A 23,802-nucleotide genomic window follows, 5' to 3' on the forward strand; every position below is an offset into this window, starting at 1 on the left:
AATTAGAAGAGAAGGGGAAATAAAAATGAATTTGCAAACAGAAGATATTCAGCTTATTCCATATGATGAAAAATATAAAGAAATTATAGACGCATTTATTTTACCTAGTGAACAAATTCAATTTACAGCAAAACCAAGTGACTTGCTTGAAAAAGCTAAAAAAGACACAACTCGAAATGTTGTTGTTATTTTAGCGAATCATACACCAGTAGGAATTTTCGCATTGCAATCAGGAACGAGGGTAGCGGAATACACAGATAATCCCAATGCTTTACTTTTAGTTGCCTTTTCTATCAATTACGAGAAACAAGGAAAAGGGTATGCCAAAAAAGGATTAGCATTATTACATGACTTTGTAGCATCCTATTTTCCGAATAAAAATGAAATTGTACTAGCTGTAAATGAAAAAAATATTACTGCTCAAAAGCTGTATTTAAAAGTAGGATTTGAAGATAGAGGTCAAAGAAGAATGGGCCCAATTGGAAGGCAGCTTGTTTTATATTTATCATTAGAAAAGTAAATAATTATAGCAAAAAAGCTTACTGTAAAAAATATGAAGAAGAAAGAGAAGGCATTCCTATGTAAGGGAATGCCTTCTCCTATTATGTATACTTTTATTGATATCGCTTCGAAACAACGAATTCTACAAGTGGAATAACAATGAATGAAGAACAAAGTGCTATAAATAAAGGGAGATTATGAATATTATCAAGCGAATATAAGGTAGAAAATCCTTCTGACCAAATCAATAAAATAAACATAATAACGACTAATACAAAATATCCAATTTTAAAACTTTTATATGTAATTTGTTGTCCCATTTCATCTTGACTTTCTTCTGACACGCCGTTTGGATCTCCCCATGTCATATGATTTATTAAATAACTAATTATTAAGGAGCACACAAAAATAGTCCCTCCGAGAATAGTTCCTTCGGTCATATATTTATATGCACTATAGGCCAGTATTCCAAGTAATGATAGTACAATAACTACGAAAATAAACTTATTCTGATTCATCGTATTCACCTCTTTATAAGTGTAAAAAACTCTTTACACGTAATAGTATAAAAATGACAGGGAGTAATGTCAAATACATTTTACACAAATAGATAAATTTATGAAAGTTAATTATTTATTTCTCAGTTTAGAAATAAATATTAAAAAACAGAAAGGAAAAAGATTTCTATTTGGTTTGAATGTTAAAGTTATTATTTGCATATATTTGGAAGGGATGTCAGATTAAATTGGGGGGTAAATATGTCCATACTTTTAAAAGCGGGTGCAGACGCTGGAAATAACGGTTTAAAATTAATGGTGAAAGGCCAAAATCCGATTTATATTCCAAGTATATATTCACTATATATTGGGGAACCGACAGGTTTATTGGATGAAGAAGATGTACCGATATCTGAAGTGGAAAATCATATTGATGTAACTATAAATTCACCATCTCTCATGTTAAATAATGTACGTTACATTGTTGGGCAAAAGGTTATCAATGATCAGCTAAAAGGGACAGAAGTAGAGAAGAAGTCTAATAAATCTACAGATGAATTAATGGTTCTAACGATTTTATCAGGTTTAGCAATTAGTGCTATGCGTCATAGTCCGAAATTAGATCATATGAATATTCGCTACGATTTATCAGTTGCTCTTCCAATGCAAACCATTACGCAAGAAATAGCGGCGGAAAATGCTAAACGTTATATGGGAAATCATAAAGTTATTTTTCATTACCCAAATGGAAGAGATGTAACGATAAATGTATCCATTGAGTTCTGTAAATGTTTACCTGAAGGAGCATCTGGTACTTGGGGGATCGTATACGATGAAGAAGGTAATATCTTAAAACATAAAGTTGAAAGTGAAAAAGACGCCATTACTGAGATTGATTTTGTGGATAAAACATTATTATCTTTTGATATTGGTGCGGGTACAACTGAGGAAGTTGTTTCGTTTGGAGTGAATTTTAGACCGCAATTAAGTAAAGGATTGTCCTATGGAGTTAAAGAAACTTTATTGCAGATTATTACAAGATGGAATCGGAAGCATCCGACAAAAACAATAGATAGTATTACAGAGTTTAATCAAATATATTTAAATGAGAAACACCCAAGGCATGCAATGCTAGTAGAAGAGTCACAACAAGCATTTCTAGGATTAGCTGCACGAGTTGCAACGGATATTATTAATAAAATTGATGATATGAAAGATGATCCGTATGTATTTATATATGGCGGGGGCGCTGTCATCATTAAAAACAGTTTGCAACTTATTTTAAAACAAAAAGGTCGTTTAAAAAATGTAATATTTGTAGATAACCCTCTATTTACAAATGCACGTGGATTATTAGTTTACACATGTTCCCCACGGTATAGAGAACATAAACAAAAAGAATTGGGATTTACAAATTTAACAATTAGTTAGTTGGTGTGAGTATGGGGCGTAAGCGGTATAAGCGTGGTGATCGGGTAAAAATCTATTTAAATAAATCTGTATCTTCTGAAATGATCGCATGGATTAATAAGCAATCTGATGAAACAAAATTTTTTTTATACGGTGCCCAGCAATTGTTTAAACAAGTAGGCGATATTGATGTATCTAAAACTTTACCTAGCAGCCATGTTTTTTCCATGTATATTGAACCTACTTCTATGTTTAAAATTGAAGTAAATCCTCTTAGAAAAGTGTCGATGGAACAGAAAGGACCCGCCGAATGTGTAGAAAATAAACCTTGGGAATTTATTGATCAAATAGATTGTCCCTTCTTTTAAAACATATAAAAGTATATCTAAAGCCTACCACTGTAAATATGATTAAGTGGTAGGCTTTTTTTTGCCCATTAATAATGCGAAATCCAAACCGAAAGTACGGAATATTTTGAAGGTAAATGGATGTTTATTAAAATAAAAAAATAAGGAGGGAGAATTTTGAAAGCGATTCTTCATAACAAAAGTCATGATACTTTTTTTCCTTATCTAATGTACTCTATTCGATTCATTTTTTTGCCTGCGATTTCTTATGAGTGAATGCCCCCTCCTTATCACCTGGGCTATGCCCTACACGTGCTTGAGGAAGGGGACTTCTGTTGAAGTACTGTTAAACTGATAAGTTGGACACCCTTTAACCTGTGTTTTTATTCGGAATACGCCACCAGCATATGGATAAACTTCCAATTGATCTTGGTTCGTTCGTGTTCTGGCAGTAGTAATATATAATTCTGTTAAGTCAGGTCCTCCAAATGTACAGGAAGTTACATTGAGTGCCGGAACAGGAACTGTTAGAATTTTTTCGCCAGTCATTGGATTCCATCTTGTGATTTTAGCACCGCCCCAATGTGCAATCCACAAACAGCCTTCCTCATCAATTGTCATTCCATCAGGTAATCCTTCACTATTAGGAATAATAATGATATCTATTGGGTTACTAATTGTTCCAGTGTGTATATCATAATCAAAACGAGTGACTTTTTTAGTAGGTGTGTCAATGAAATAAAGATACTTCTGGTCGGGTGACCAGGCTAAACCATTGGACGTATTTACATGTTCTAATTGTTTTTTTACACTAAAATCAGTATCCAAGAAATATAAAGAACCAGCTGCACTGACTCCATATAAATCGGTAGTGCCAGCCCAAAAGCGATCAGCGGGATCGCACTTTCCGTCGTTAAAGCGATTTTCTGGCAGGTGAGACTCCGGATTATGAATAAGTTTTAATTCCTCTGTTTCAAGATTAAGAGAATAGAAATCACACTCCATTGCTAATATAACTCTGCCGGATGCATCTGGAACGACAGATCCAATTTGTTGGTCTAATGAAATTTCACGATTTATATTTGTAATAGGATTATATATAAATAGCTTTTTTTCTAGAATATCAACCCAGTATAGTAGGTATTTCTGTTCATCCCAGCAAGGGCCTTCTCCTAAGTTTGCTTTAGCATCGATAACTAATTCTAATTTTCCTAACAATGTATTTTTCTCCTTTCTATAAAGCTAACCTATATATTCGATGGAAGTAGTAGCAAACCTTTTAGTTCGGAAAAATTTGACAACAATAACATTATAAATTATTATATGGAAAATAACTTATAACAAAAATGGCAATGAAGAGAAGAGTAGTTAAGAATGATTGCATACAGAGAACTCCGGTAGCTGAGAAGGAGGGGTAAAAACCTTAATGAAAAAAGACTTGGAGCTGTGCATGGAACTAACTTGTTTAGGGATAATGCGACGGGTTCTCCCGTTATAGAGATAGGGTATAAGCAAATGATTGCCGTACCTGAAGAGATTAATATGGTGACATATTAATAAACTGAGGTGGTACCACGAAGTGAACAACTCTCGTCCTCAAGATGAATAATCTTGAGGACGAGAGTTTTTTTGTTTTGAAAAGGAAGTGGATGAGTAAATAAAAAATTAATAAGAGGTGAATTATATGCACTGGGCATATCAAATCGCGCATGAACTTATTCAAAAACATCCAAATAAAGAGACGTTTGTATGTGCATCCGGAATTAGTCCTTCGGGGTCTGTTCATATAGGTAATTTTCGAGAAATAATAACGACCTATTTTGTTGTAAGAGCACTTCAAGATTTAGGGGAAAAGACACGATTTATATTTTCATGGGATGACTACGACCGATTTAGAAAGGTTCCAAAAAACGTTGATTCATCATTTGAGAAATATATTGGTATGCCATATTGTGATATTCCAGATCCATATGGTTGCCATAAATCGTATGCAGAGCATTTTGAAAAAGAATTTGAAAAATCATTAGAAACTCTTGGTATTGATGTGGAGTTTATTTATCAACATGAAGAATATAAAACTGGGAGATATAATCAACATATACTTCAAGCATTAAAAAGAAGAAAAGAAATCTACGACGTATTAATGAAATTCAAAACGAGTGAACCGTTTGAAGAAGAGCGGGAGGCTTTTTATCCAATTACGCTATATTGTGAGCAATGCGGGAAAGATTCAACAAAAATAACAAATTTTGATGAAACATCGGAAACAATCCGATATGAGTGTGAATGTGGGAGTCACAATGTATTATCAGTAATACAAACGAGTCACATGAAATTAAATTGGAAAATTGATTGGCCGATGAGATGGATGATAGAAGATGTGATTTTTGAACCGGGTGGGAGAGATCATTCAGCCGAAACAGGTAGTTATAATGTTTCAAAGGAGATAGCTAGTAAAATTTTTCATTATGAGGCACCGAATTATGTTGCCTATGATTTCATTGGCATAAAAGGTAATAATCAAAAAATGTCAAGTTCTGCTGGGAATATCATTACTCCAAGTGAATTATTAAATGTGTATTTGCCAGAAGTCATTCTATTTATGTTTTCAAAATATAAACCAAATGCAGCATTTCATATTGGTATGGATGAGGATGTGATTCGGAATTATACTGAGTATGAAAGATATAAAGAAGGTTATCAAAATAATAAGTTAAATAATGAAGAGTTGCGTGATGTAATTAGGCTTTCCGGCGTTAGTGTTAGTGATGAAAATGTCAGCTTACCAAAATTTAATCAAGTAGCAGGCGTCTTGCCATTAGTGAACTTTGATACTCATATTTTACAAGAGATATTAGCGAAAGTGGATGCAGATTATAGCTTGATTGACATTATGAAAATAAGTAATCGTGTGGAATACTGGATTCGAAATTTACAACCGCAAAAAATGATTGAAGTAAATAAAGAAAAGAATTGGGAGTTTTACGAAACATTGGAAGAGGTACAGAAAAAGTGGATTTTAGAAGTTTGTGAAATAGTTCCTACAAATGCGGATAGTCCAAAGATAATGGAACGGATATATGAAATTTGTCATAATGAAAGTAAAAAGATAATGAAAGAGAATCAAAAATTACTTTTTAGAATCATTTATAGACTTGTTATCAATCAGCCAAGTGGTCCGCGGATACCGTTACTTATATCTGTAATAGGTGCCGAGAAAATAGTGTCCTTATTGGATTTTTGTAACTAAGTAGAATAGAATACTACCTCAAACACAAATTATATTATCAAGCTGTGTTTGAGGTGATTAATAGTATAACTAAGAATTCAAGGACTTGTATATGCGCGTCCTTGAATTCTTAAGGATGTAACTAATAGAATGTGGTGAATTTTATAAAGTTATTATCGCGTATACATTTTCGGGCATTCATCCCCGATTGGTTCATAAAAACAATGGCTTTTAAATTGCCCTGCAAATGGTTGATTATACCATTCCGGTGGACAAGCACCAGTCGGCCGGAAATACCAAAGGGACCATCTTGCTGGCCAGCGCCATTCACCTTGTAACACACGTCTTGCAATTTCTTTTTCTGAGTCACGAGCACGTTGATAAAAATATCCGTATTGTACAGCTTCAAATCCACCTGGAGTTTGATATACCGCATCACTTACGGTACGTATTTGTTTAAAGTCTAAGCAGTCACAAAAAACACGGTTTACTACAACGCAGCCGACAAGCTGTTCGCCTTGTCTACCTTCACCTTCAGCCTCAGCACGAATTAAACGTGCTAATAAATCAACATCGCTTTCATTATAAGGAATGAGACCCATATTAGTTCCTCCTTTGTAGAGGTGTTATAGTAAAGGTTATGTCAGAAAATGAGTGTGGTGCTTTTACAAGTATGCTTTGAGGAAGGCGGAGATAAAGTGAAACTTTACGAAAGGGAGTTGTAAATTGTTTTTCATGTGCAACCTCGTTCCAATATTGCTTTTGCTGTTTCATTAGTTAACTCATTTCTTTCATATAATTTTCATTTGATTATAGTACTTGCTCTATGGGAAAAACAGACTTCAAAAATACTGAATTTTTTGATATGGGAAATTCAAGTTTTATATCCATCCTTTTTCATCAGCGATACGAATGGCTTGAAATCTTGATTCAGCTTCAAGTTTTTGAATGGCAGATGATAAATAATTTCTAACAGTTCCGTTTGTTAAATACAATGTTTTACCGATTTCTCTCGTTGTCATCCCGTTTTTAACCATACAGAGTATTTCTGCTTCACGGTCAGTTAGTGGGTTATTTTCTTTTAAAAACAGCGTAGCAGCTAAGTCTGTACTAACCACACGTCCTCCGTTCATTACTTTACGAATGGCCTCAATAAGAAAGTCAATCGGTTCGTCTTTTAGTAAATATGCTTCTACTTTTGCATCCATTGCTTTTTGTAAGTATCCAGGACGAGCAAAAGTTGTAACAATCATTATTTTGCCGGGATGTCCCATAGCTCTTAATTTTTTTGTAATTTCCAGTCCAGTGATGTCGGGGATCTCAATATCGAGAAGACACACATCGGGTTGTTGTTTTGTAATAATGTTCCAGGCATCTAGCCCATTTGAAACTTCTGCAATTACTTCAATGTCATCTTCTAATTTTAATAGAGAAACGGGGGCTCCGCGAAGCATTTTTTGATCCTCAGCAATTACAATACGAATCATTTTACTGCCGCCTTTCTTGTATCGTTTTACAAGGCTAATATTTTCATAGATCGATTAATCCATTTGTCACCACGTTTAATAATAAAAGCGACAATAATTGCGGTTATCCCATAGCTCATTAAAATATCATATTCCATAACAAGGGTGAAATGAATGAAACCTTCCAATAAAAGTATAAAAGAAGTCCATAGGTAGACGCCAGGCCACGTATTTCCTTTTCGTAAAGATTGTTTATATTTCAATTCAAGTCCCACACCAAACATGATTGTTAATAAACCGAGAAGCTTTCCGTTTACTAAAAATAAAACGACCAGCCGGATAAAATCATTAAGTGACGTCCACCAAATTGCATGATCGAATGTAAAAATATAAGAAATATCCCCTAGATATGCAAAAATCCAAATATTTGTTCCAAGTGTTCCTAATACAGCAAAGCCCCTTAATATATCAAGCAAACGAATTCTTTTGTTGTTGTTTCTCATTATTTTCCTCTTTTCTTATAATTTTGTCATTATTGTATCTTTAAAAAGGAATTTTTTGTATGCATAAGTGTCAGTTAAAGGAGATGACAGCTGTCATATAGGCGAAGAAATGAAGTATTTAAATAGTCATGCAATGAATTCTTAAAAATAAGTAAGAAAAAATATGGTAGTATATGCTTACGTAGAGATTATAAGAAAGGAATGAAAACATGGTTAAAATTATGATTGTGGAAGATGATCCTAAAATTGCAGAATTATTATATTCCTATATCGGGAAATACGGATATCAAGCGATTGTTATTGTTGATTTTCAACGTGTATTAGATATTTTTTCACAAGAAAAACCAGACTTAGTGCTACTAGATATTAATTTACCAAGTTTCGATGGATATTATTGGTGCAGGCAAATCCGCGCTATTTCAACGTGTCCAATTTTATTTATTTCAGCGCGTGAAGGAACAATGGATCAAGTGATGGCATTAGAAAATGGTGGGGATGATTATATTCCAAAACCGTTTCATTATGAAGTTGTAATGGCGAAAATTCGTAGTCAACTAAGGCGTGCATATGGAGACTATGCACCCAAAATAGAAGAACGAATGATTGAACAACAAGGGCTTACTTTGTTTCCAGAGCGCTTAGTATTACAATTACGTAATCAAGAAATTGATGTAACAAGAAATGAAGCGATTTTGTTAGAAATGTTAATGAAAAATTATCCGCGCGTTGTAAGTAGAGAAGTGTTGTTGAACAAACTTTGGGATAGTGAATCATATGTTGATGATAATACACTAAGTGTTAATACAACACGTGTTAGGAAAAAGTTGCAAGCATTAGGTATTCAAGGTGCAATTGAAACCATTCGTAGTGTCGGTTATCGATTACATATAACATGGGAAATCGGTGGAGAATAATGATAAAACTATTTATACGTGAGCATATTCCACTTCTATGCTTTACAATTTTTCAATTCATCGCTATTTTTCTTGTTTATTGGTTTGATGGCTATCACCATATGACAACTGCGCTTTACGCAATGTTTTTAGGGTTATGTTTTTTGCTTGCGTATTTACTATATCGCTATTTTACCCATAAGTCTTTTTATGAAAGATTGGCAAATCCGATGCAATCCTTAGATGAATCTGTACAAAAATCAGATTTTGCAGTCCTATCTACCGCGCTACATGAGTTATTAGAAGTCCAATATCGTCACTATCAGAATCAGTTACAAGTGCAGGAACGTAAAAATGAAGAGCATTTAACCTTTATGAATCAATGGATTCATCAAATGAAAACACCTCTATCTGTTATTGAATTGATTACACAAGATGAAGTTGATCCTAGATTAGAGAGTATCGGTGAAGAAGCAGATAAATTAAAAAAGGGATTAGAAATGGCTCTATATGTGGCACGTCTAGAAACTTTCACACAAGATTTCTACGTAGAAAGAGTGCAATTATACAAGTTAGTAAATGAAGTAATACATGAACATAAGCGCTTTTTTATCCGGAATTTTGTATATCCAGAAGTTAAGATTGAAAAAGACATTATGGTAGAAAGTGATGTGAAATGGCTCCAATTTTTAGTTGGTCAAATTCTATCTAACGCAATTAAGTATTCAGCCGGTAGTAGAGAAAAAATTATAATGAAAGCATATAATGTAGACAAGACCGCCATCTTAGAAGTGAGGGATTTTGGAGTAGGTATACCAAAACAAGATATGCCACGTGTGTTTCAACCTTTCTTTACAGGAGAAAATGGTAGAGATTTTAAAGAGTCTACTGGGATGGGATTATATCTCGTATATGAAATTGTGAAACATTTAGGACATAAAGTAGAAATACATTCTGAAGTTGGAAAAGGTACAACTGTACGAATTATTTTCTATATCTCATAAAAAGCTGATGAAATAGACTTTTTCATCAGCTTTTTTTAGAAATCTTACAAAGTTGTAAGGTAAATGAAAGACGAATCAATATGAGATGTAAGATAACTCCTTTACACTTTAAACTAAGCAGAATAAATGAAAGGAGAATGTGGTATGGAAATATTGCAGGCGAAAGGGATTAGTAAAGTATATAAGGGGAAAGTTCCTTATAAAGCTCTTACTGATATTGATTTATCTATTCAAGAGGGTGAGTTCGTTGGTATTATGGGTCCGTCTGGTAGTGGAAAAACAACATTGTTAAATATGGTATCGACGATTGATTCACCAACATCAGGTGAAATTTTAATAAATGGAACGAATCCTTTTCAGTTATCATCTGAAAAATTAGCATTATTTCGTCGTCAACAATTAGGATTTGTTTTTCAGTCATTTAATCTTCTCAGTACGCTTACCGTAAAAGAAAATATTGTGTTGCCAATGACGTTAGATGGAGTGGCTGTAAAGGAAATGAATAAGCGGGTGGAAGAAGTTACAGAAAAGTTAGGCATTCTGGATATTTTGCATAAAAGAACATATGAAATTTCAGGTGGTCAAGCACAACGAACCGCGATTGCTCGTGCAATCATTCATAAGCCACAATTGTTATTAGCGGATGAACCTACGGGAAACTTAGATTCTAAGTCTTCGAATGATGTGATGGGTATGTTAGAAGAACTGAATAAGAAAGAACGTGCAACTATGATGCTTGTTACTCATGATCCATATGCCGCAAGTTATTGTAGTCGCGTTATTTTCATTAAAGACGGTGAATTGTATAATGAAATTTACTGTGGTGAAAGTAGACAAGCTTTTTACCAAAAGATTATGGATGTTCTCTCGTTGTTAGGAGGGAAAAGGCATGACTTTTCGTCAATTCGCGTTTAATAATGTTTTTCGTAATAAACGGACATATGCCGCTCATTTTTTAAGCAGTACATTTTCTATCATGATTTTCTTTACGTATGCACTTTTGTTATTTCATCCTAATTTAACGGGGGAGTTAAAATCTACAAGTGAAACAATAAGTGAACTTGGTACAATCGGGTTTAGAATTTCACAAGGTTTGATTTTTATTTTTTCATTTTTCTTTATCTTATATTCAGTAAGCTCGTTTTTAAAAACACGTAAAAAAGAATTTGGTATTTTAATGATGCAAGGAATGTCGATGAGGCAGTTAAAGAAGTTAGTGCTCATTGAAAATATGTTAATTGGATTTTGTTCAATCTTTATAGGCATTATGATCGGCCTTATATTTTCAAAATTAGTACTACTCATTAGTGCAAGTCTTTTAATGATTAACAATGGATTACCTTTCTATATTCCAACTCAAGCAGTACTATTAACTGTTATTACATTTCTTTTCTTATTTTTAATTGTATCACTGTTTACTTTTAAAATGATAAAAGTAACAGAGCTTGTGGAACTCATTCAAGCAGAGGAAAAACCAAAACCTGAACCGAAATCTTCTATTATTTTATCGCCTCTATCATTTGTTAGTATCAGTTCTGGATATGGAATCGTACTTTATATTAACTTTAGAAGAATTATCTCTTTTCCGTTATTAGGATTAGGTGTGTTATTGGTTATAATCGGTACTTATTTTCTGTATACGCAATGCAGTGTTTTTCTGTTGCAAGCTGCCAAAAAACGAGAATCTTTATTTTTAAAGAAAACAAATATATTGACGCTTTCAGAGCTAATATATCGAATGAAAGATAATGCAACGATGTTTTTTATAGTGTCTATTATTTCGGCAGTCGCGTTCACCGCAATTGGAACTACCGCTGCACTTGGAAATAAAGAACTGTCAAGAATGACCAATCCGTATACGTTTACGTATATGAGTTTTGAAGAAAATAAGATGGAAAATGAGCATCTTTCTGTAATTAAGAAATCTCTTAATGAGGCAAATATTCCTTATCGAATGGGCTCTGCCTCTACTAAATATACGGAAAGCAATGTTACTGTTATGAAATTAAGTGAATACAATGATCTTGCGAAAGCTCTTGGCTACCAAACGGAAAAGCTTGGTAGAGAAGATGAGATTTTGTTAGTCCCAGGATGGATAGCACAAAAACAAGAGTTTAAAGATGGAGAATTTAAAAAAGAAATTGAAGTGATTCATGGGGATTGGATGAAAACATTTCATGTGAAAAAAGCTGTACAGAATTTGGTTTTACCACATGAAGTAGGAAATACTTTAATTGCAGTGCAAGACCAAGTATATGATAAAGTTCCATTCATTGCTCGTGAGGATATCACGATGTCTAAAGAGCGTATTTACGGATTTGTTGTAGATGATTGGATGAGAACAAAGGAAATTTCACATCAATTAAATAACATACTGGGTAGAGAGAGTGGAGAGCGTAGTTTTTATTTCGAAGCTTTAACATTGCAGTGGTTACAAGCGAAACAAACAAACGGATTGTTACTTATGGCAAGTGTTTTAGTGGGAATTGTCTTTTTTACATTTGCAGCGAGCTTTATTTATTTCCGTTTATATACAGATTTAGACCGGGATCAACAACAATATAAAATGATTTCAAAGATGGGATTAAGTAAACGAGAACTAAAAGGTGTTGTAACAAGACAGTTGTTAATCATGTTCTTTTTACCAATTGTTGTTGCGGTAATTCATACTGCAGTCGCATATATCGCACTGCAACAATTAGTGGATTTTTCTATTTTAAATAGTTCAATTATCATCTTAATTTCATTTGTATGTATACAAATCTTGTATTTCTTTATGACTCGTTGGCGTTACCTACAAAAACTTTATAGGACTATGGATCAGTAAAATAAGATTATTAAGGTTTGATTGTATCAAAGGTAAATAGAAGATAACCATAATGAGTATACCTGAAAATTAATTTAGACAATGAAAGGAGTCATAATGAGAAAAATAATATCTTTTTTTATATTAATTGTCCTGATTGTCACAAGCCTAAGTGCCTGTTCTTCCTCTGAAGAAAATAAACGGCCTGCGAACGGGATGATAATGATTGGGGACGAACAATTTACTTTACCTATTTTTGAACGTTACAAAGAAAATATAGAAGAAAAAGAAGTATTTGAAGTGAAAACGGGGATTTTTGGTGAAAATAAAGTGCTTATTATAGATGAATCTACAGCGCGAGCTATGATAAAAGATCGAATTTTGCGGAAGAATGATATGAATAATCGCTACGGTTATACTTCTATAAAAAAATTACCGGAAATCCCAAAAGGGGCTTCGCTATTATTTGCGCATGAAGAGGAAAAACATATTACAAGTATCGATTTAAACAGTAAAGAAATTCCTGTTTCATATGACAGCGATGCTTGGATTGGAAATTCCCGTGATTATAAGTCTCAAAGGTATCTTATTGTTGCGAAAAAGGATGTATATAGAAAGATAAAAGCGGATGAAACAAAGTTACAGATTATTCACTTCAAAAAATTATTGGGTTACGAAAGGCCTAAAATGTCGACAGACAATACATTAATAACTGAATATTTAAAGATAAAAAGGCAAGTCAAAGATTTTCATAAATTAATATCGGTCAAATTTGTTACTTTTGAGGATGAAGGTTAAAAGGAAAAGGGAGTTGTCAACAAAACTTTATCAACTATGTAATACTTCATAATTGATAGACAATTCAGATAAGATAGTTTACAGTATCTTTAAGTTAATAATTGTGATAGAGAATTGGAGATCCACACTATATAGCCATTGCTAATTGCGTTGGTATATCTTTGTGGATCTTTTTTCTATTACATAAAAAGGAGGTGAAATTGAAAACGTTTTTATCAGGGAGAGAAAAAGAAAAGGGGACGGAAAATGAAAAGGTTATTCTGTGGATTATTGATTTTATGTTTTATCGCTTCGAGTGTAATACTTCCGGTGCCAACGCACGCAGAGGAAGGAAAGAAAAATAACAATCCTATTATTTTGGTACATGGCTTTACAGGGTGGGGAAGAGATGAATTATTGGGCGTAAAGTATTGGGGGGGTGTACATGATATTCAAGAGAATTTAAAGAGAGATGGATACAGTGTACATACCGCTGCTGTTGGACCGTTATCAAGTAACTGGGATCGTGCTTGTGAGTTATATGCTGAAATTAATGGGGGAACAGTAGATTATGGAGCGGCTCATGCTGAGAAACATGGGCATGATCGATATGGGAGAACATATACAGGGTTTGTCCAAAATTGGAGTGAGACAAATAAGGTTCATTTAGTAGGACATAGTATGGGTGGTCAAACGATACGTACACTTGTTCAAATATTAAAAGAAGGAAATCAAGAAGAGAGGGAGTATGCAAAACAGCATGTAGATGTAAAAATGTCTCCATTGTTCCAAGGCGGAAAGTCATATGTTCATAGTGTAACGACATTGGCAACACCTCACAACGGGACAACCCTTGCAGATGGAAGTTTACTCTTGCCTGCTGTAAAGCAATTACTCGTTGCAACTGCTGGAATTGGAGAAAATAGCAATCTATCACTATACGACTTTAAATTGGATCAATGGGGAATTAAAAAGAAAGCTGGGGAGTCATTTTATCAATATTCAAACCGTGTCTTAAATAGTTCCATTTTGAAGGATACGAAAGATATAAGTCAATGGGATTTAAGTACAGATGGAGCGAAGGAATTAAATGACTGGGTAAAAGCGCAACCAGATGTATATTATTTCTCTTACAGCGGACATGCAACACAGGCAACCTCTATAACAGGGCTTCATTTCCCGCACATTACAATGAATAAAACATTAATGGGGAATGCGATTTTCTTAGGATCATACGCAAGGTATGAACAAAGTCGACCATTTATTGATTCATCTTGGTGGCAAAATGACGGTGTAGTAAATACGAATTCTATGGTAGGACCGTCTACTGATGTGGTTATAAATAATAGCGGTACACCAGAGCGTGGAAAATGGAATCATATTGAGACAAAACAAAATTGGGATCACCTTGATATGGTAGGACTAAGCGTTTCGGACTCATTAGGTTTTTCTGATATTAATGCTTTTTACCGAAATATCGCTAAAAATTTATCTAATTTACCAGAATAACTGGATCATATTTATATTGAAATGGAAAAACTCCCTCAAATTCTTCTGAGGGAGTTTTTACTTCGTGAATCGAATCGTGCCTTCGGAGTATAATGGAGTTAATATTAAAATAGCATGATAGCCCGAGGTGATGGTATGAGAGTTAACGTGGTGATATCTGGATATGGAACTGTTGGAAAAGAGTTTGTAAGATTGGTATTTGAGAAAGCTTCATATATAAAAGAGATGTACGGCATCGAACTTGCTTTTACTGGAATTATTGGGAGTACAGTCAATCTTTATAATGACAAAGGTTTACATATTAAAGAATTATTAACTTATGGTACTGGTTCCTATGTATTAGAGAAGTATACCAAACACTATCCACTTGATAAAAGTGAAAAGTTTCCTTTTGGTACTGTATTAATTGAATCGACACCAACTAATCTTCAAACTGGTGAACCAGGAAGAACATACATTGAAACAGCGATTGAAAACAATATGGATGTAGTAGCTATTTCGAAAGGAGCACTTGTTAACGCATGGAAAGAAATAAAAGAAAAAGCAAAACTCGCAAACGTACGTATTTGTTATAGCGGCGCAACTGCTGCGGCACTCCCTACATTAGATATTGGACAATTCAGTTTAGCAGGATGTCAAATTGAAAGTATAGAAGGTATTTTAAATGGAACAACAAATTATATTCTTACAAAAATGTATGAAGAAGATGTAACATTCCAGGAAGCATTGCATCAAGCGCAGCACAAAGGGATAGCTGAAACAAATCCCTCATTAGATGTAAGTGGAATGGACAGTGCCTGTAAACTATTATTGTTAGCGAATAGTTTATTTCAGTCAGAATACTCCCTTGATTACATAAACGTAAATGGGATAGAGAGTGTTACAAAACAAGATATAGAGAAAGCGAAAGAACAAGGTAAATCTCTAAAACTAATTGGAGCGGCATATAAAGATCATTCAGGAAATCTTAAACTTGAAGTATGCCCGCGTGAAATAGAGAAAGGGCATCCATTGGCTCATGTAAATGGAACAGAAAAAGGAATCACTTTTCATACTGATACGATGGGGAAAGTTACTTCAGCCGGAGGAGCTTCAAGCCCAAGAGGAGCAGCAGCAGCGGCTTTGAAAGATTTAATTAATTTGTATCGAAAAGATGTATGATGAAAAAATATAGTCTTCAATTAAAATGAAAAAGATAATAATTAACTTGACAAATAAATATTTTTGTGTTATAATTTAAATTTTAACATTTGACGAGAATCCCTTAGGGTGATACATTTTAGTAAGAGAAATAACTTCACTAATTTATGTATCGAGGGGGACGTGTAATATGAAAATAGAAAACGGTCTAGCGGTTTTGAAATTGAAAATTCAAGGATTTGAATTAAATCCAACATTACTTTGGGATAAAAAAGAAGCTCTATTAGTCGATACTGGTATGCCAGGTCAATTAGAAGGGATTTGCGATGCAATGATTGGTATTGGTGTGCCTTTTGAACAATTACAAGCAGTTATTTTAACTCATCAAGATATAGACCATATTGGAAGTCTTCCTAAAATACAGCAGAAGGCAAATCATTCTATTGAAGTGTACGCCCATGAATTAGACAAACCTTATATTGAAGGACAGTTACCCCTTATTAAAGGAGATCCAAATAAAATGAGTGAAGAAAAATGGGCGGCACTTCCAGATGTTGTGCAAGCCCTATATAAAAATCCTCCAACAGTAAAAGTAAATCAAACATTAGAAGATGGACAAAGACTTCCATTTCTCGGAGGCATTGAAGTGATTCATACACCAGGACATACTCCGGGGCATATTAGTTTATATAGTGAAAAATATAAGACATTAATTGCAGGTGACGCGATGGTATGTGTTGAAGGAAAACTAAAAGGGCCAGTTCCACATACGACACCGGATATGGAAACAGCTACAGAATCACTTAGAAGATTTTTAGAGTTTGATATTGAGAGGATAATTTGTTATCACGGTGGTGTTTGTGATTCAAATGTTAAAGAGCAAATTGAACAGTTAGTAGGAATGGATAAATAGTATTTTGTAAAAATTATATTTTATGAAGTTTGAACTATCAAATAATATTTTACAGCTATATGAATTATGTTATGATAAATATCAAACTAAATAGTTAATATCTATCCGCTAGGGGGGCCTTTTATAGGCTGAGATCAAAGGATTTTTTTTGAGACCCTTAGGACCTGATCTGGGTAATACCAGCGTAGGGAAGTGGAAGTGACAGAAGATAATATTTTTAAAATATTGATGATGTCCAGCCTGCTTTCTCTACGTGTGTGTAAAGAAAGCTTTTTTATTTTGCGCACCTATTTGAAGTAGATCCCAGTAGTCTAGTCGTTAATGAGCGATTCGTTAAGAAACTTGTTTCATTTTTTACTATCAAAACGTTTATTGGAGGGCCTATAATGTCATTTTCACAGTTGTTACGCAAAGAAGTTAATTCAATTTGGGAAGCAAGTTTTAACCATCCATTTGTGAGAAAATTAGGAAATGGAACATTAGATTTAGCTAGTTTCCGCTATTACGTTATGCAAGATTCATATTATTTAAGTCATTTTGCAAGAGTCCAATCGTTAGGAGCAGCAAAAGCTATTGAGTTAGAAACGACAGCTCGTATGGCGCACCATGCACAGAATACATATCAAGCTGAATTATCGTTACATGAGAATTTTGCAAAAAAATTAGGAATTACTAAGGAAGAAAAAGAATCATTTGTTCCTGCTCCAACCGCTTATGCGTATACATCACATATGTATCGTGCTGCATATGAAGGACATATCGGGGATATTATTGCAGCAATTTTACCTTGTTACTGGCTTTATTATGAAATTGGTGAACGTTTGAAAGAATGTAAACCTGAAGAACCAATTTACCAAGAATGGATTTCCGCATACGGCTCTGACTGGTTCCGTACTTTAGTAGAGGAGCAAATTGCTAGATTAGATGCCATTGCGGAAACAGTAACAGAAGCTGATCGTAAGCGAATGAAACAGCATTTTATCATTAGCAGTCAATATGAATATTCATTTTGGGAGATGGCTTACACATTAGAAAAATGGCCAGCAGAAAAACAAGTAGAAGATGTAAGTTTATCCCGCATTAACAGGCAGTAAGTAAGCCACCCACCTCCTCAAGATTCAGAGAGAAACGAGGAAGCTAGGTGGGGGATCAACTGCCCGTAAAAGCCCGATTGGTGAGGGTTGATTAAAGTTCCACTTTATAAGGGAAAGATATGGCTCTCATCATACATGAAAATGAAGAGTATAGAAAATGACTAACTTAGTTTAGTCATTTTTTTGTACAAAAATAATATCTCTACATTTTAGAAAAATTAACTTCAGTCATTAGTTACTTAACTATTATAAAAAATTTACACAATAAAAAAAGGGAGAAGGTAATTTTTATTGAAGTTTGTTTATAATTCCCTTTTTAACTTGTTAAGGGGAAATGTAATTGTAAAGAAGGTTATTAATCTCTTTTGCACTTTTTATTTATCTTACCATACTTGGAATGTTGTACTGAAATTATAAAAATTTAAATTTGAAAGGGGCCAAAAAGATATGAGAACGAGAAAACGAATAGGGAATAAGTTACTACTCGTTAGCACAATTTGTGCGATAAGTATTCCTTCTGTTTCATACGCGGAGGAAGTAATTTCACCTAAAATTTTTGCGAGTTCTTCAAGTTTGTACGAGGGGAGGAATACGGATGTATTGAAAACAAGTTTTTATCCCAATACATATAATAATCCGTTCAACTACCAATTTATTTCGACATTAAAGGAAACAAACACAAATATAAAAGAAATAGACAATGTTGATGATGAAAATCCTGTTATATCTACTACTCTTACATTTATCCGTGATATGCATGCTGAAAATTATAAATCTGCATTTGATTTAACTTCTCGATCTTTACAGAAGATAGTATCTGAAAAATGGCTGGAGAGTTATTGGAAGGGACTCCCAGTACAATTACAAGCAGGTTCCTTTATTGGAATTGGAGAGGTAAAACAAAAAGAGACAAATTCCGTTCATACAAATGTAGAGATTGGATTAGTTTTTGAACAATTTACTGTGCCTTTACTAATTAAATTAGATCCATCTGGAAAAATAGATGATTTTCAATTTAGTATGTCGTTTAGTCCTGTTGCAGAACGTCCATCATATAGTAAGCCTGAATCATTTATTGAAAAAGAAGTAGTAGTCGGAAGTGGCGCGTTTCCATTACCAGGAACATTGTCTGTTCCAAAGGGAAAGGGTCCTTTCCCAGCGATCATTCTTGTTCAAGGATCTGGAGCAAGCGATCGGGATGAAACTGCGTTTGCTTTAAAACCATTTCGTGATCTAGCTGAAGGTCTTGCTTCGAAAGGAATTGCTGTTCTTCGTTATAATAAACGAACGTATGAACATGGCTTGAAAACACAATTAAGCCCTTTTTATACAGTCGATAAAGAGACAACGGACGATGCACTTCTTGCGACTCGTTTTCTTCAAAATGAATCTATGATAGACAAGAGTCAAATTTATATCCTTGGTCATAGCCAAGGTGGAATGATGGTTCCGGAAATGATTGAAAAAGACCAAAATCAAAATATCGCTGGAGCAATTGTGATGGGAGGACCAGCTCGTACAATCCAAGATGTTGTTTTAGATCAATTTGATTACTTGTATTCTATCGGTAGAATGAAACCTGAAGAATATAAATTTTACAAAGCACAATTTGAATTATTAAATGACCCTAACTTCTCTAGTCAGAATCCTCCAAAAGATTTTTATTTAGGATCACCTGTATTTTGGGATTCTATTCGTAAAATTAAGGCAGCAGAAATATCTAAAGAACAAAAGACACCGCTTCTTATTATTCAAGGAGAAAGAGACTATCAAGTTCAATCAAAAATCGAAATTCCTCTTTGGAAAGAACAATTAAAAGGGCGAGATAACGTAGATTATCGACTTTATCCAAAGTTAAATCACTTCTTTACAGAAGGAGATGGGGAATTAAGTAAACCGGATGAATATTATAGTCCTGCCAATATCCCTGAGTATGTTATAAATGATATTGCTACTTGGGTACAAGGAAGATCGAAATAAAAATAGGAACAGTATCATTTAATAACGATTTTCTACATGTAAGATAAAATCATTTTTTTATTGAGAGACTCATATAATCATAGTATGATGTAAGCAACTATAAAGAACGGAGGGATTTCCCTAATGGCATTTTTCAGATCCCGATTTCATACTGTGAGCCGCTAATTGAATAGTGCTACAAAGGCTCTGCCTGTGTGCAGAGTAATCGGGATTGGTCTGCCTATTTTTAAGGTGAATCCTATTAGAGTGACATAAAAAGAGAGCGGAACGAAACTGTTCTCTTTTTTGTCTCTTTAAAAATAACAACAATCGACGTAATATGATTCATAATCAATGCTATTTTTGAATGTATGAGTGAATCATAAATTTTTAATTTTGTACGAAGACCATTCAAAAGGTCTTTTCGTTTTATTTGTTATAGTATATTCCGTTTACTCTAACCATAGGCAATCAGCCTGTGGTTTTTGTGCTTATATGAAGAAATTCAAAGGAGTGTTTATCAATGACAAATGTAAATAAACAGAAAAGTATAGAAGGAATTTTAAAAAGCGCTGAAAAGAATGGTTTACAATTGAATAAAGAAAGCGCTGAATTAAATGAATCAGGAATGGACTTTCAAGTCGTATTTGCTACTGATGAGAAGGGAAATCCATGGGTTCTTCGGAAACCGAGAAGACCAGATGTAATTGAAAGAGGAGCGCTAGAAGGAAACATACTGGAGGTTGTTCAAAAGTATTTACCAGTATCGGTACCAAATTGGAAAATCAATACACCAGAATTGATTGCTTATCCATTAGTAAAGGGGAATCCTGCAGCAGTGATTGATTTAGAAATACAAAATTATGTGTGGCACATTCAAAATGATCCACCATCTATGACATTTATCCGATCTTTAGCAGAGTCACTTGTCGCCTTGCATTCGATTGATCATAATGAGGCTACTAAACATGGACTTGAAGTTCTTCAACCTACTGAAGCAAAGCAATTGTTAATGGATAGAATGCATCAAATAAAATCACAACTTGGTGTTTCAGATGAACTATGGAAGCGTTGGCAAACATGGCTTGCGGATGAATCGTATTGGCCGAAGCACTCTGCATTTGTTCATGGCGACTTACATCCGCCGCATATTTTAGTTGATGAAAATACCAAAGTAACGGGTCTTCTAGATTGGACAGAAGCGAAAGTGACGGATCCAGCTACTGACTTCACTCTGTATCTTACAATCTTTGGAGAGGATAATTTAAAAGTATTGTTAAACGAATATGAAAAAGCAGGAGGGAAAGTGTGGCCGAGAATGCTTGAACACATTATCGAACTTGGCGCTGCTTATCCGGTCATGATTGGATTGTTTGCACTACAGACAAGGGAAGAGGCACATATGGAGATGGCGCGTGGGGCTTTGGGAGTGAATGAGAAATAATACATTCTATATGTGTAAAATAACTGCGTGATGAGTGAAAGGACAATCATATTAAAATGGTATTTTCAAGCCGCGGATCTCTTGTCCATCACATTCTTGAAGATATGACAAGAACCCCTGTTAGGTTAGGGCAAGGATTCAAGGGGAATGAAGGCTATTTATGAGAAATGCAGCATGATGGATGTGAATGAATTATAAAAAAATATAAATATTTTTAACAAACGCATTATTTGGTGGAAGGAGAGTGAAAAATAGATAAAACAAATGAAAAAGAGTGGTGATACTGATGTTAGTTATTAATTAATCTTATAAATCCAATTAATAATTAAGAAGAATACTTTATTTTATAATATAATGTTTTATAGAGTGTTTTTTAATATAAAGAAAAGGAAAGAAATTAATGTCTAGACAAAAAATCTTGCTACAAATAATACCGTTTCTCATTGCAACATACATAGTAGTTGTTGGAAGTGGGATATATCTTAAAGAATGGTGGAAGGCAATAAACAGTTTTGGCGATATATTTTTTATGGTGGGCCTGGCTGTAATTGTTGTAAAAGGGAAACTAAATAAATGGACAATGACTTTATTTATAGTTCCTGTGATTATAAATGGGATAGGGGTTATAAGATATTTTTGGTTGCATAATTATACTGAGTCCTTGTGGAATATAATAACAATCATGTTGTGCTTTTATTTAATAAATGGATACTACGTAAAAAACGAACAGAAGTAAGAATAAGACAATTTAAAAATCCCGCTAATTTACAAATAGCGGGATTTGTCATTTCTTTATATAAATTTAGATCCCTATTGTCAATTATACCTTTTCTTTTTTGTTTACTTTTTGGCACTAGTAGGATTAAGATATTTTTTAGGAATGTTATTATTTGCATGTATGTACGCTATAATTTGTTGGAAGTGAAGAATATACTGAAAAATAAAAATATTCACTTTGTTATATAGAAGAAAGATAGAAAACTGAAAGGGATGAGAGTTTTGAAGAAACTTGATGTGCTTTTAATGGTACTCAGCTTCCTGTTCCCAATTGCAGGTATTATGAAACAAATTCCTCTTGAATTGTCATTTTATGTAGGAGGGCTGTTGTTTTTTACGAGTTTTGGAAGCTATTATGCAAAACGAATGTATTCACGAATATGTAGTTGGCTCGCTTACACTATATTTATTACGTTTTTGCTGGCGATTTGGAATCAATACGTAACAACTGGTTCTTTACTAGCAAATGCAAAAATCGCTGCGTGTATTGCGGTCATTCCATTATTATTCCGGTTCCGCACCTATGCAATTACTTTAGGGTTACTCGCATTATGGGGTGGTTTATTATGGGATATGAAACAAGCTCAATCATTAGCAATTCTTGGGCGCATCATGAATTTATTGACTGCAGAGCGGCTGTATCTACTTCTGCTAGTAGTCGGATTTTTACTTGGTGGGCTACTTGCCAATATGCTAAAACGTGGTAGCAACAATGAAAAACAAGAAAAAACCAATCTATTCAAACAAAAAAAGAAACGAATCAAACCGAATTTTAAAATTCGTATTCCGAGTTTACCAAGATTGAAAGTGAAGATGCCAAAGTTCAGTAAAAGATCTTCTAACTCAAAAGAAACACGTACGTATGAACCAAACCGTGAAGAAAGAGTACCAATGTATCATACAACGCAAACAGAGCATCAACATCATGAAATAGAAACAACGCAAGGTCAAACAAGAATGGAACGAAGAAAAAATCGTTATAATGCATAGAGGATATTCCTAGATAAATATTTAAAAAAGCAATACCCTTTTGTACGACGAAAGGGTATTGCTTTTTTTGCTGTTGTTGAATAAATATATTAATTATTTAAAACCGCTATGATAGGGTTAAATAAATTGATTAACTTATTCAGAAAGAATGAATTTTCCGTCAATTATTATTGACAAAACAAAGATAGTTCTATAATATCATAGTTAAATTTAAATAATAAAAATCGTTGACTAAGAAGAGTACGTTTAATTGATGCGTTACAGAGAGCTGGGGTTGGTGCGATCCAGTACGATAGGTTATGCCGAATGGGCTTAGGAGAGGTCTGCTGAAACGCTAGGAGTATGCGACCCGGGTTCCGCCGTTACAAGGATGAGGATATCGAATTTACTATTCCGTATCCAAAAACGAGAGGGTTCTGAGTCTATGTGACAAAGAATCAAAAGAGGTGGCACCACGGTATAATCGTATATATCGCCCTCTACATGCTTCATGCATGTAGGGGGCTTTTTGCGCTCACACGCTTTTTCTTATTCAACAATAAA

21 protein-coding genes, 1 pseudogene, 1 riboswitch and 2 other annotated features are annotated in these 23,802 nt (G+C 34.0%); of the genes and pseudogenes, 17 read left to right on the forward strand and 5 right to left on the reverse strand.

Annotated features, from left to right (window positions below; genetic code table 11):
• The first annotated feature begins 25 nt into the window (after positions 1-25).
• Positions 26-520 carry a GNAT family N-acetyltransferase gene (locus tag MHH45_RS03210; protein WP_016132854.1) on the forward strand — a complete coding sequence of 165 codons (495 nt, stop codon included), beginning with the start codon at positions 26-28 and terminating at the stop codon, positions 518-520.
• Between the two features lie 94 nt (positions 521-614).
• Here MHH45_RS03210 and MHH45_RS03215 read toward each other — a convergent pair whose 3' ends face one another.
• Positions 615-1,019, reverse strand: a complete 405-nt coding sequence (locus MHH45_RS03215) for a hypothetical protein (RefSeq protein WP_016132853.1) — start codon at positions 1,017-1,019, stop codon at positions 615-617.
• 240 nt (positions 1,020-1,259) lie between these two features.
• Between MHH45_RS03215 and MHH45_RS03220 the strand changes: the two genes are divergently transcribed.
• Together MHH45_RS03220 and MHH45_RS03225 are read left to right on the forward strand one after the other, a co-directional pair.
• The gene (locus MHH45_RS03220) at positions 1,260-2,429 is read left to right on the forward strand and encodes a ParM/StbA family protein (RefSeq protein WP_016115050.1); all 1,170 of its coding nucleotides are present in this window, start codon (positions 1,260-1,262) and stop codon (positions 2,427-2,429) included.
• A gap of 11 nt (positions 2,430-2,440) precedes the next feature.
• The gene (locus tag MHH45_RS03225) at positions 2,441-2,776 is read left to right on the forward strand and encodes a hypothetical protein (protein ID WP_016132852.1); all 336 of its coding nucleotides are present in this window, start codon (positions 2,441-2,443) and stop codon (positions 2,774-2,776) included.
• A 285-nt stretch (positions 2,777-3,061) separates the two neighbouring features.
• On the opposite strand, the gene MHH45_RS03230 is transcribed toward MHH45_RS03225, so the two are convergent.
• Complete coding sequence (locus tag MHH45_RS03230) at positions 3,062-3,973, reverse strand: SMP-30/gluconolactonase/LRE family protein (protein WP_088093684.1); 912 nt, start codon at positions 3,971-3,973, stop codon at positions 3,062-3,064.
• Between the two features lie 125 nt (positions 3,974-4,098).
• Positions 4,099-4,356 (forward strand) — a binding site (T-box leader).
• Positions 4,357-4,439: 83 nt separating this feature from the next.
• Between MHH45_RS03230 and lysS the strand changes: the two genes are divergently transcribed.
• Positions 4,440-6,005: a lysine--tRNA ligase gene (gene lysS, locus MHH45_RS03235; protein WP_088093685.1), complete on the forward strand. Its 1,566-nt coding sequence runs from the start codon at positions 4,440-4,442 to the stop codon at positions 6,003-6,005.
• A 152-nt stretch (positions 6,006-6,157) separates the two neighbouring features.
• Here the strand turns inward: lysS and MHH45_RS03240 are convergent, their stop codons facing one another.
• The 3 genes and pseudogenes from MHH45_RS03240 to MHH45_RS03250 form a co-directional block, all read right to left on the reverse strand.
• Positions 6,158-6,586 (reverse strand): cell wall hydrolase, encoded by a 429-nt coding sequence (locus MHH45_RS03240; protein ID WP_016115046.1) that lies wholly within the window; start codon positions 6,584-6,586, stop codon positions 6,158-6,160.
• A gap of 279 nt (positions 6,587-6,865) precedes the next feature.
• The gene (locus MHH45_RS03245; RefSeq protein WP_016115045.1) at positions 6,866-7,471 is read right to left on the reverse strand and encodes a response regulator transcription factor; all 606 of its coding nucleotides are present in this window, start codon (positions 7,469-7,471) and stop codon (positions 6,866-6,868) included.
• A gap of 32 nt (positions 7,472-7,503) precedes the next feature.
• Positions 7,504-7,953 (reverse strand): annotated as a pseudogene (locus MHH45_RS03250) (DUF418 domain-containing protein); the annotation flags it as partial.
• A 209-nt stretch (positions 7,954-8,162) separates the two neighbouring features.
• On the opposite strand from MHH45_RS03250, the gene MHH45_RS03255 reads away from it, so the two are divergent.
• From MHH45_RS03255 to MHH45_RS03315, 13 genes are all read left to right on the forward strand, one after another.
• Positions 8,163-8,867: a response regulator transcription factor gene (locus MHH45_RS03255; RefSeq protein WP_016115043.1), complete on the forward strand. Its 705-nt coding sequence runs from the start codon at positions 8,163-8,165 to the stop codon at positions 8,865-8,867.
• The gene (locus MHH45_RS03260) at positions 8,867-9,850 is read left to right on the forward strand and encodes a sensor histidine kinase (RefSeq protein WP_016115042.1); all 984 of its coding nucleotides are present in this window, start codon (positions 8,867-8,869) and stop codon (positions 9,848-9,850) included. The genes MHH45_RS03255 and MHH45_RS03260 overlap by 1 nt, the downstream gene beginning before the upstream one ends.
• A 144-nt stretch (positions 9,851-9,994) precedes the next feature.
• Complete coding sequence (locus MHH45_RS03265) at positions 9,995-10,765, forward strand: ABC transporter ATP-binding protein (RefSeq protein ID WP_016115041.1); 771 nt, start codon at positions 9,995-9,997, stop codon at positions 10,763-10,765.
• Positions 10,740-12,677 carry an ABC transporter permease gene (locus MHH45_RS03270; RefSeq protein WP_088093686.1) on the forward strand — a complete coding sequence of 646 codons (1,938 nt, stop codon included), beginning with the start codon at positions 10,740-10,742 and terminating at the stop codon, positions 12,675-12,677. The genes MHH45_RS03265 and MHH45_RS03270 overlap by 26 nt, the downstream gene beginning before the upstream one ends.
• A 96-nt stretch (positions 12,678-12,773) precedes the next feature.
• Positions 12,774-13,454 carry a lipoprotein BA_5634 family protein gene (locus tag MHH45_RS03275; RefSeq protein ID WP_016115039.1) on the forward strand — a complete coding sequence of 227 codons (681 nt, stop codon included), beginning with the start codon at positions 12,774-12,776 and terminating at the stop codon, positions 13,452-13,454.
• A gap of 246 nt (positions 13,455-13,700) precedes the next feature.
• Positions 13,701-14,942, forward strand: coding sequence for an esterase/lipase family protein (locus MHH45_RS03280; protein ID WP_016132848.1), 1,242 nt, complete (start codon positions 13,701-13,703; stop codon positions 14,940-14,942).
• A gap of 135 nt (positions 14,943-15,077) precedes the next feature.
• Positions 15,078-16,103, forward strand: coding sequence for a homoserine dehydrogenase (locus tag MHH45_RS03285; RefSeq protein WP_016115037.1), 1,026 nt, complete (start codon positions 15,078-15,080; stop codon positions 16,101-16,103).
• Between the two features lie 169 nt (positions 16,104-16,272).
• Positions 16,273-16,995 carry an MBL fold metallo-hydrolase gene (locus MHH45_RS03290; protein ID WP_016115036.1) on the forward strand — a complete coding sequence of 241 codons (723 nt, stop codon included), beginning with the start codon at positions 16,273-16,275 and terminating at the stop codon, positions 16,993-16,995.
• A 100-nt stretch (positions 16,996-17,095) separates the two neighbouring features.
• Positions 17,096-17,203: riboswitch (TPP riboswitch) on the forward strand.
• Positions 17,204-17,381: 178 nt separating this feature from the next.
• On the forward strand, positions 17,382-18,089 hold the full coding sequence (tenA, locus tag MHH45_RS03295; RefSeq protein WP_016115035.1) for a thiaminase II: 708 nt from the start codon (positions 17,382-17,384) through the stop codon (positions 18,087-18,089).
• A 447-nt stretch (positions 18,090-18,536) separates the two neighbouring features.
• The gene (locus MHH45_RS03300; protein ID WP_140385948.1) at positions 18,537-20,069 is read left to right on the forward strand and encodes an alpha/beta hydrolase; all 1,533 of its coding nucleotides are present in this window, start codon (positions 18,537-18,539) and stop codon (positions 20,067-20,069) included.
• 502 nt (positions 20,070-20,571) lie between these two features.
• On the forward strand, positions 20,572-21,492 hold the full coding sequence (locus tag MHH45_RS03305) for a macrolide 2'-phosphotransferase (RefSeq protein ID WP_088093687.1): 921 nt from the start codon (positions 20,572-20,574) through the stop codon (positions 21,490-21,492).
• A 400-nt stretch (positions 21,493-21,892) separates the two neighbouring features.
• Positions 21,893-22,228, forward strand: a complete 336-nt coding sequence (locus MHH45_RS03310; protein WP_088093688.1) for a hypothetical protein — start codon at positions 21,893-21,895, stop codon at positions 22,226-22,228.
• Positions 22,229-22,491: 263 nt separating this feature from the next.
• Complete coding sequence (locus MHH45_RS03315; protein WP_088093689.1) at positions 22,492-23,259, forward strand: DUF3959 family protein; 768 nt, start codon at positions 22,492-22,494, stop codon at positions 23,257-23,259.
• A gap of 218 nt (positions 23,260-23,477) precedes the next feature.
• Positions 23,478-23,742, forward strand: a binding site (T-box leader).
• Positions 23,743-23,802: the final 60 nt, after the last annotated feature.

It is taken from the genome of Bacillus sp. FSL K6-0042 (genome assembly GCF_038006685.1).
GTDB lineage: Bacteria > Bacillota > Bacilli > Bacillales > Bacillaceae_G > Bacillus_A > Bacillus_A pseudomycoides.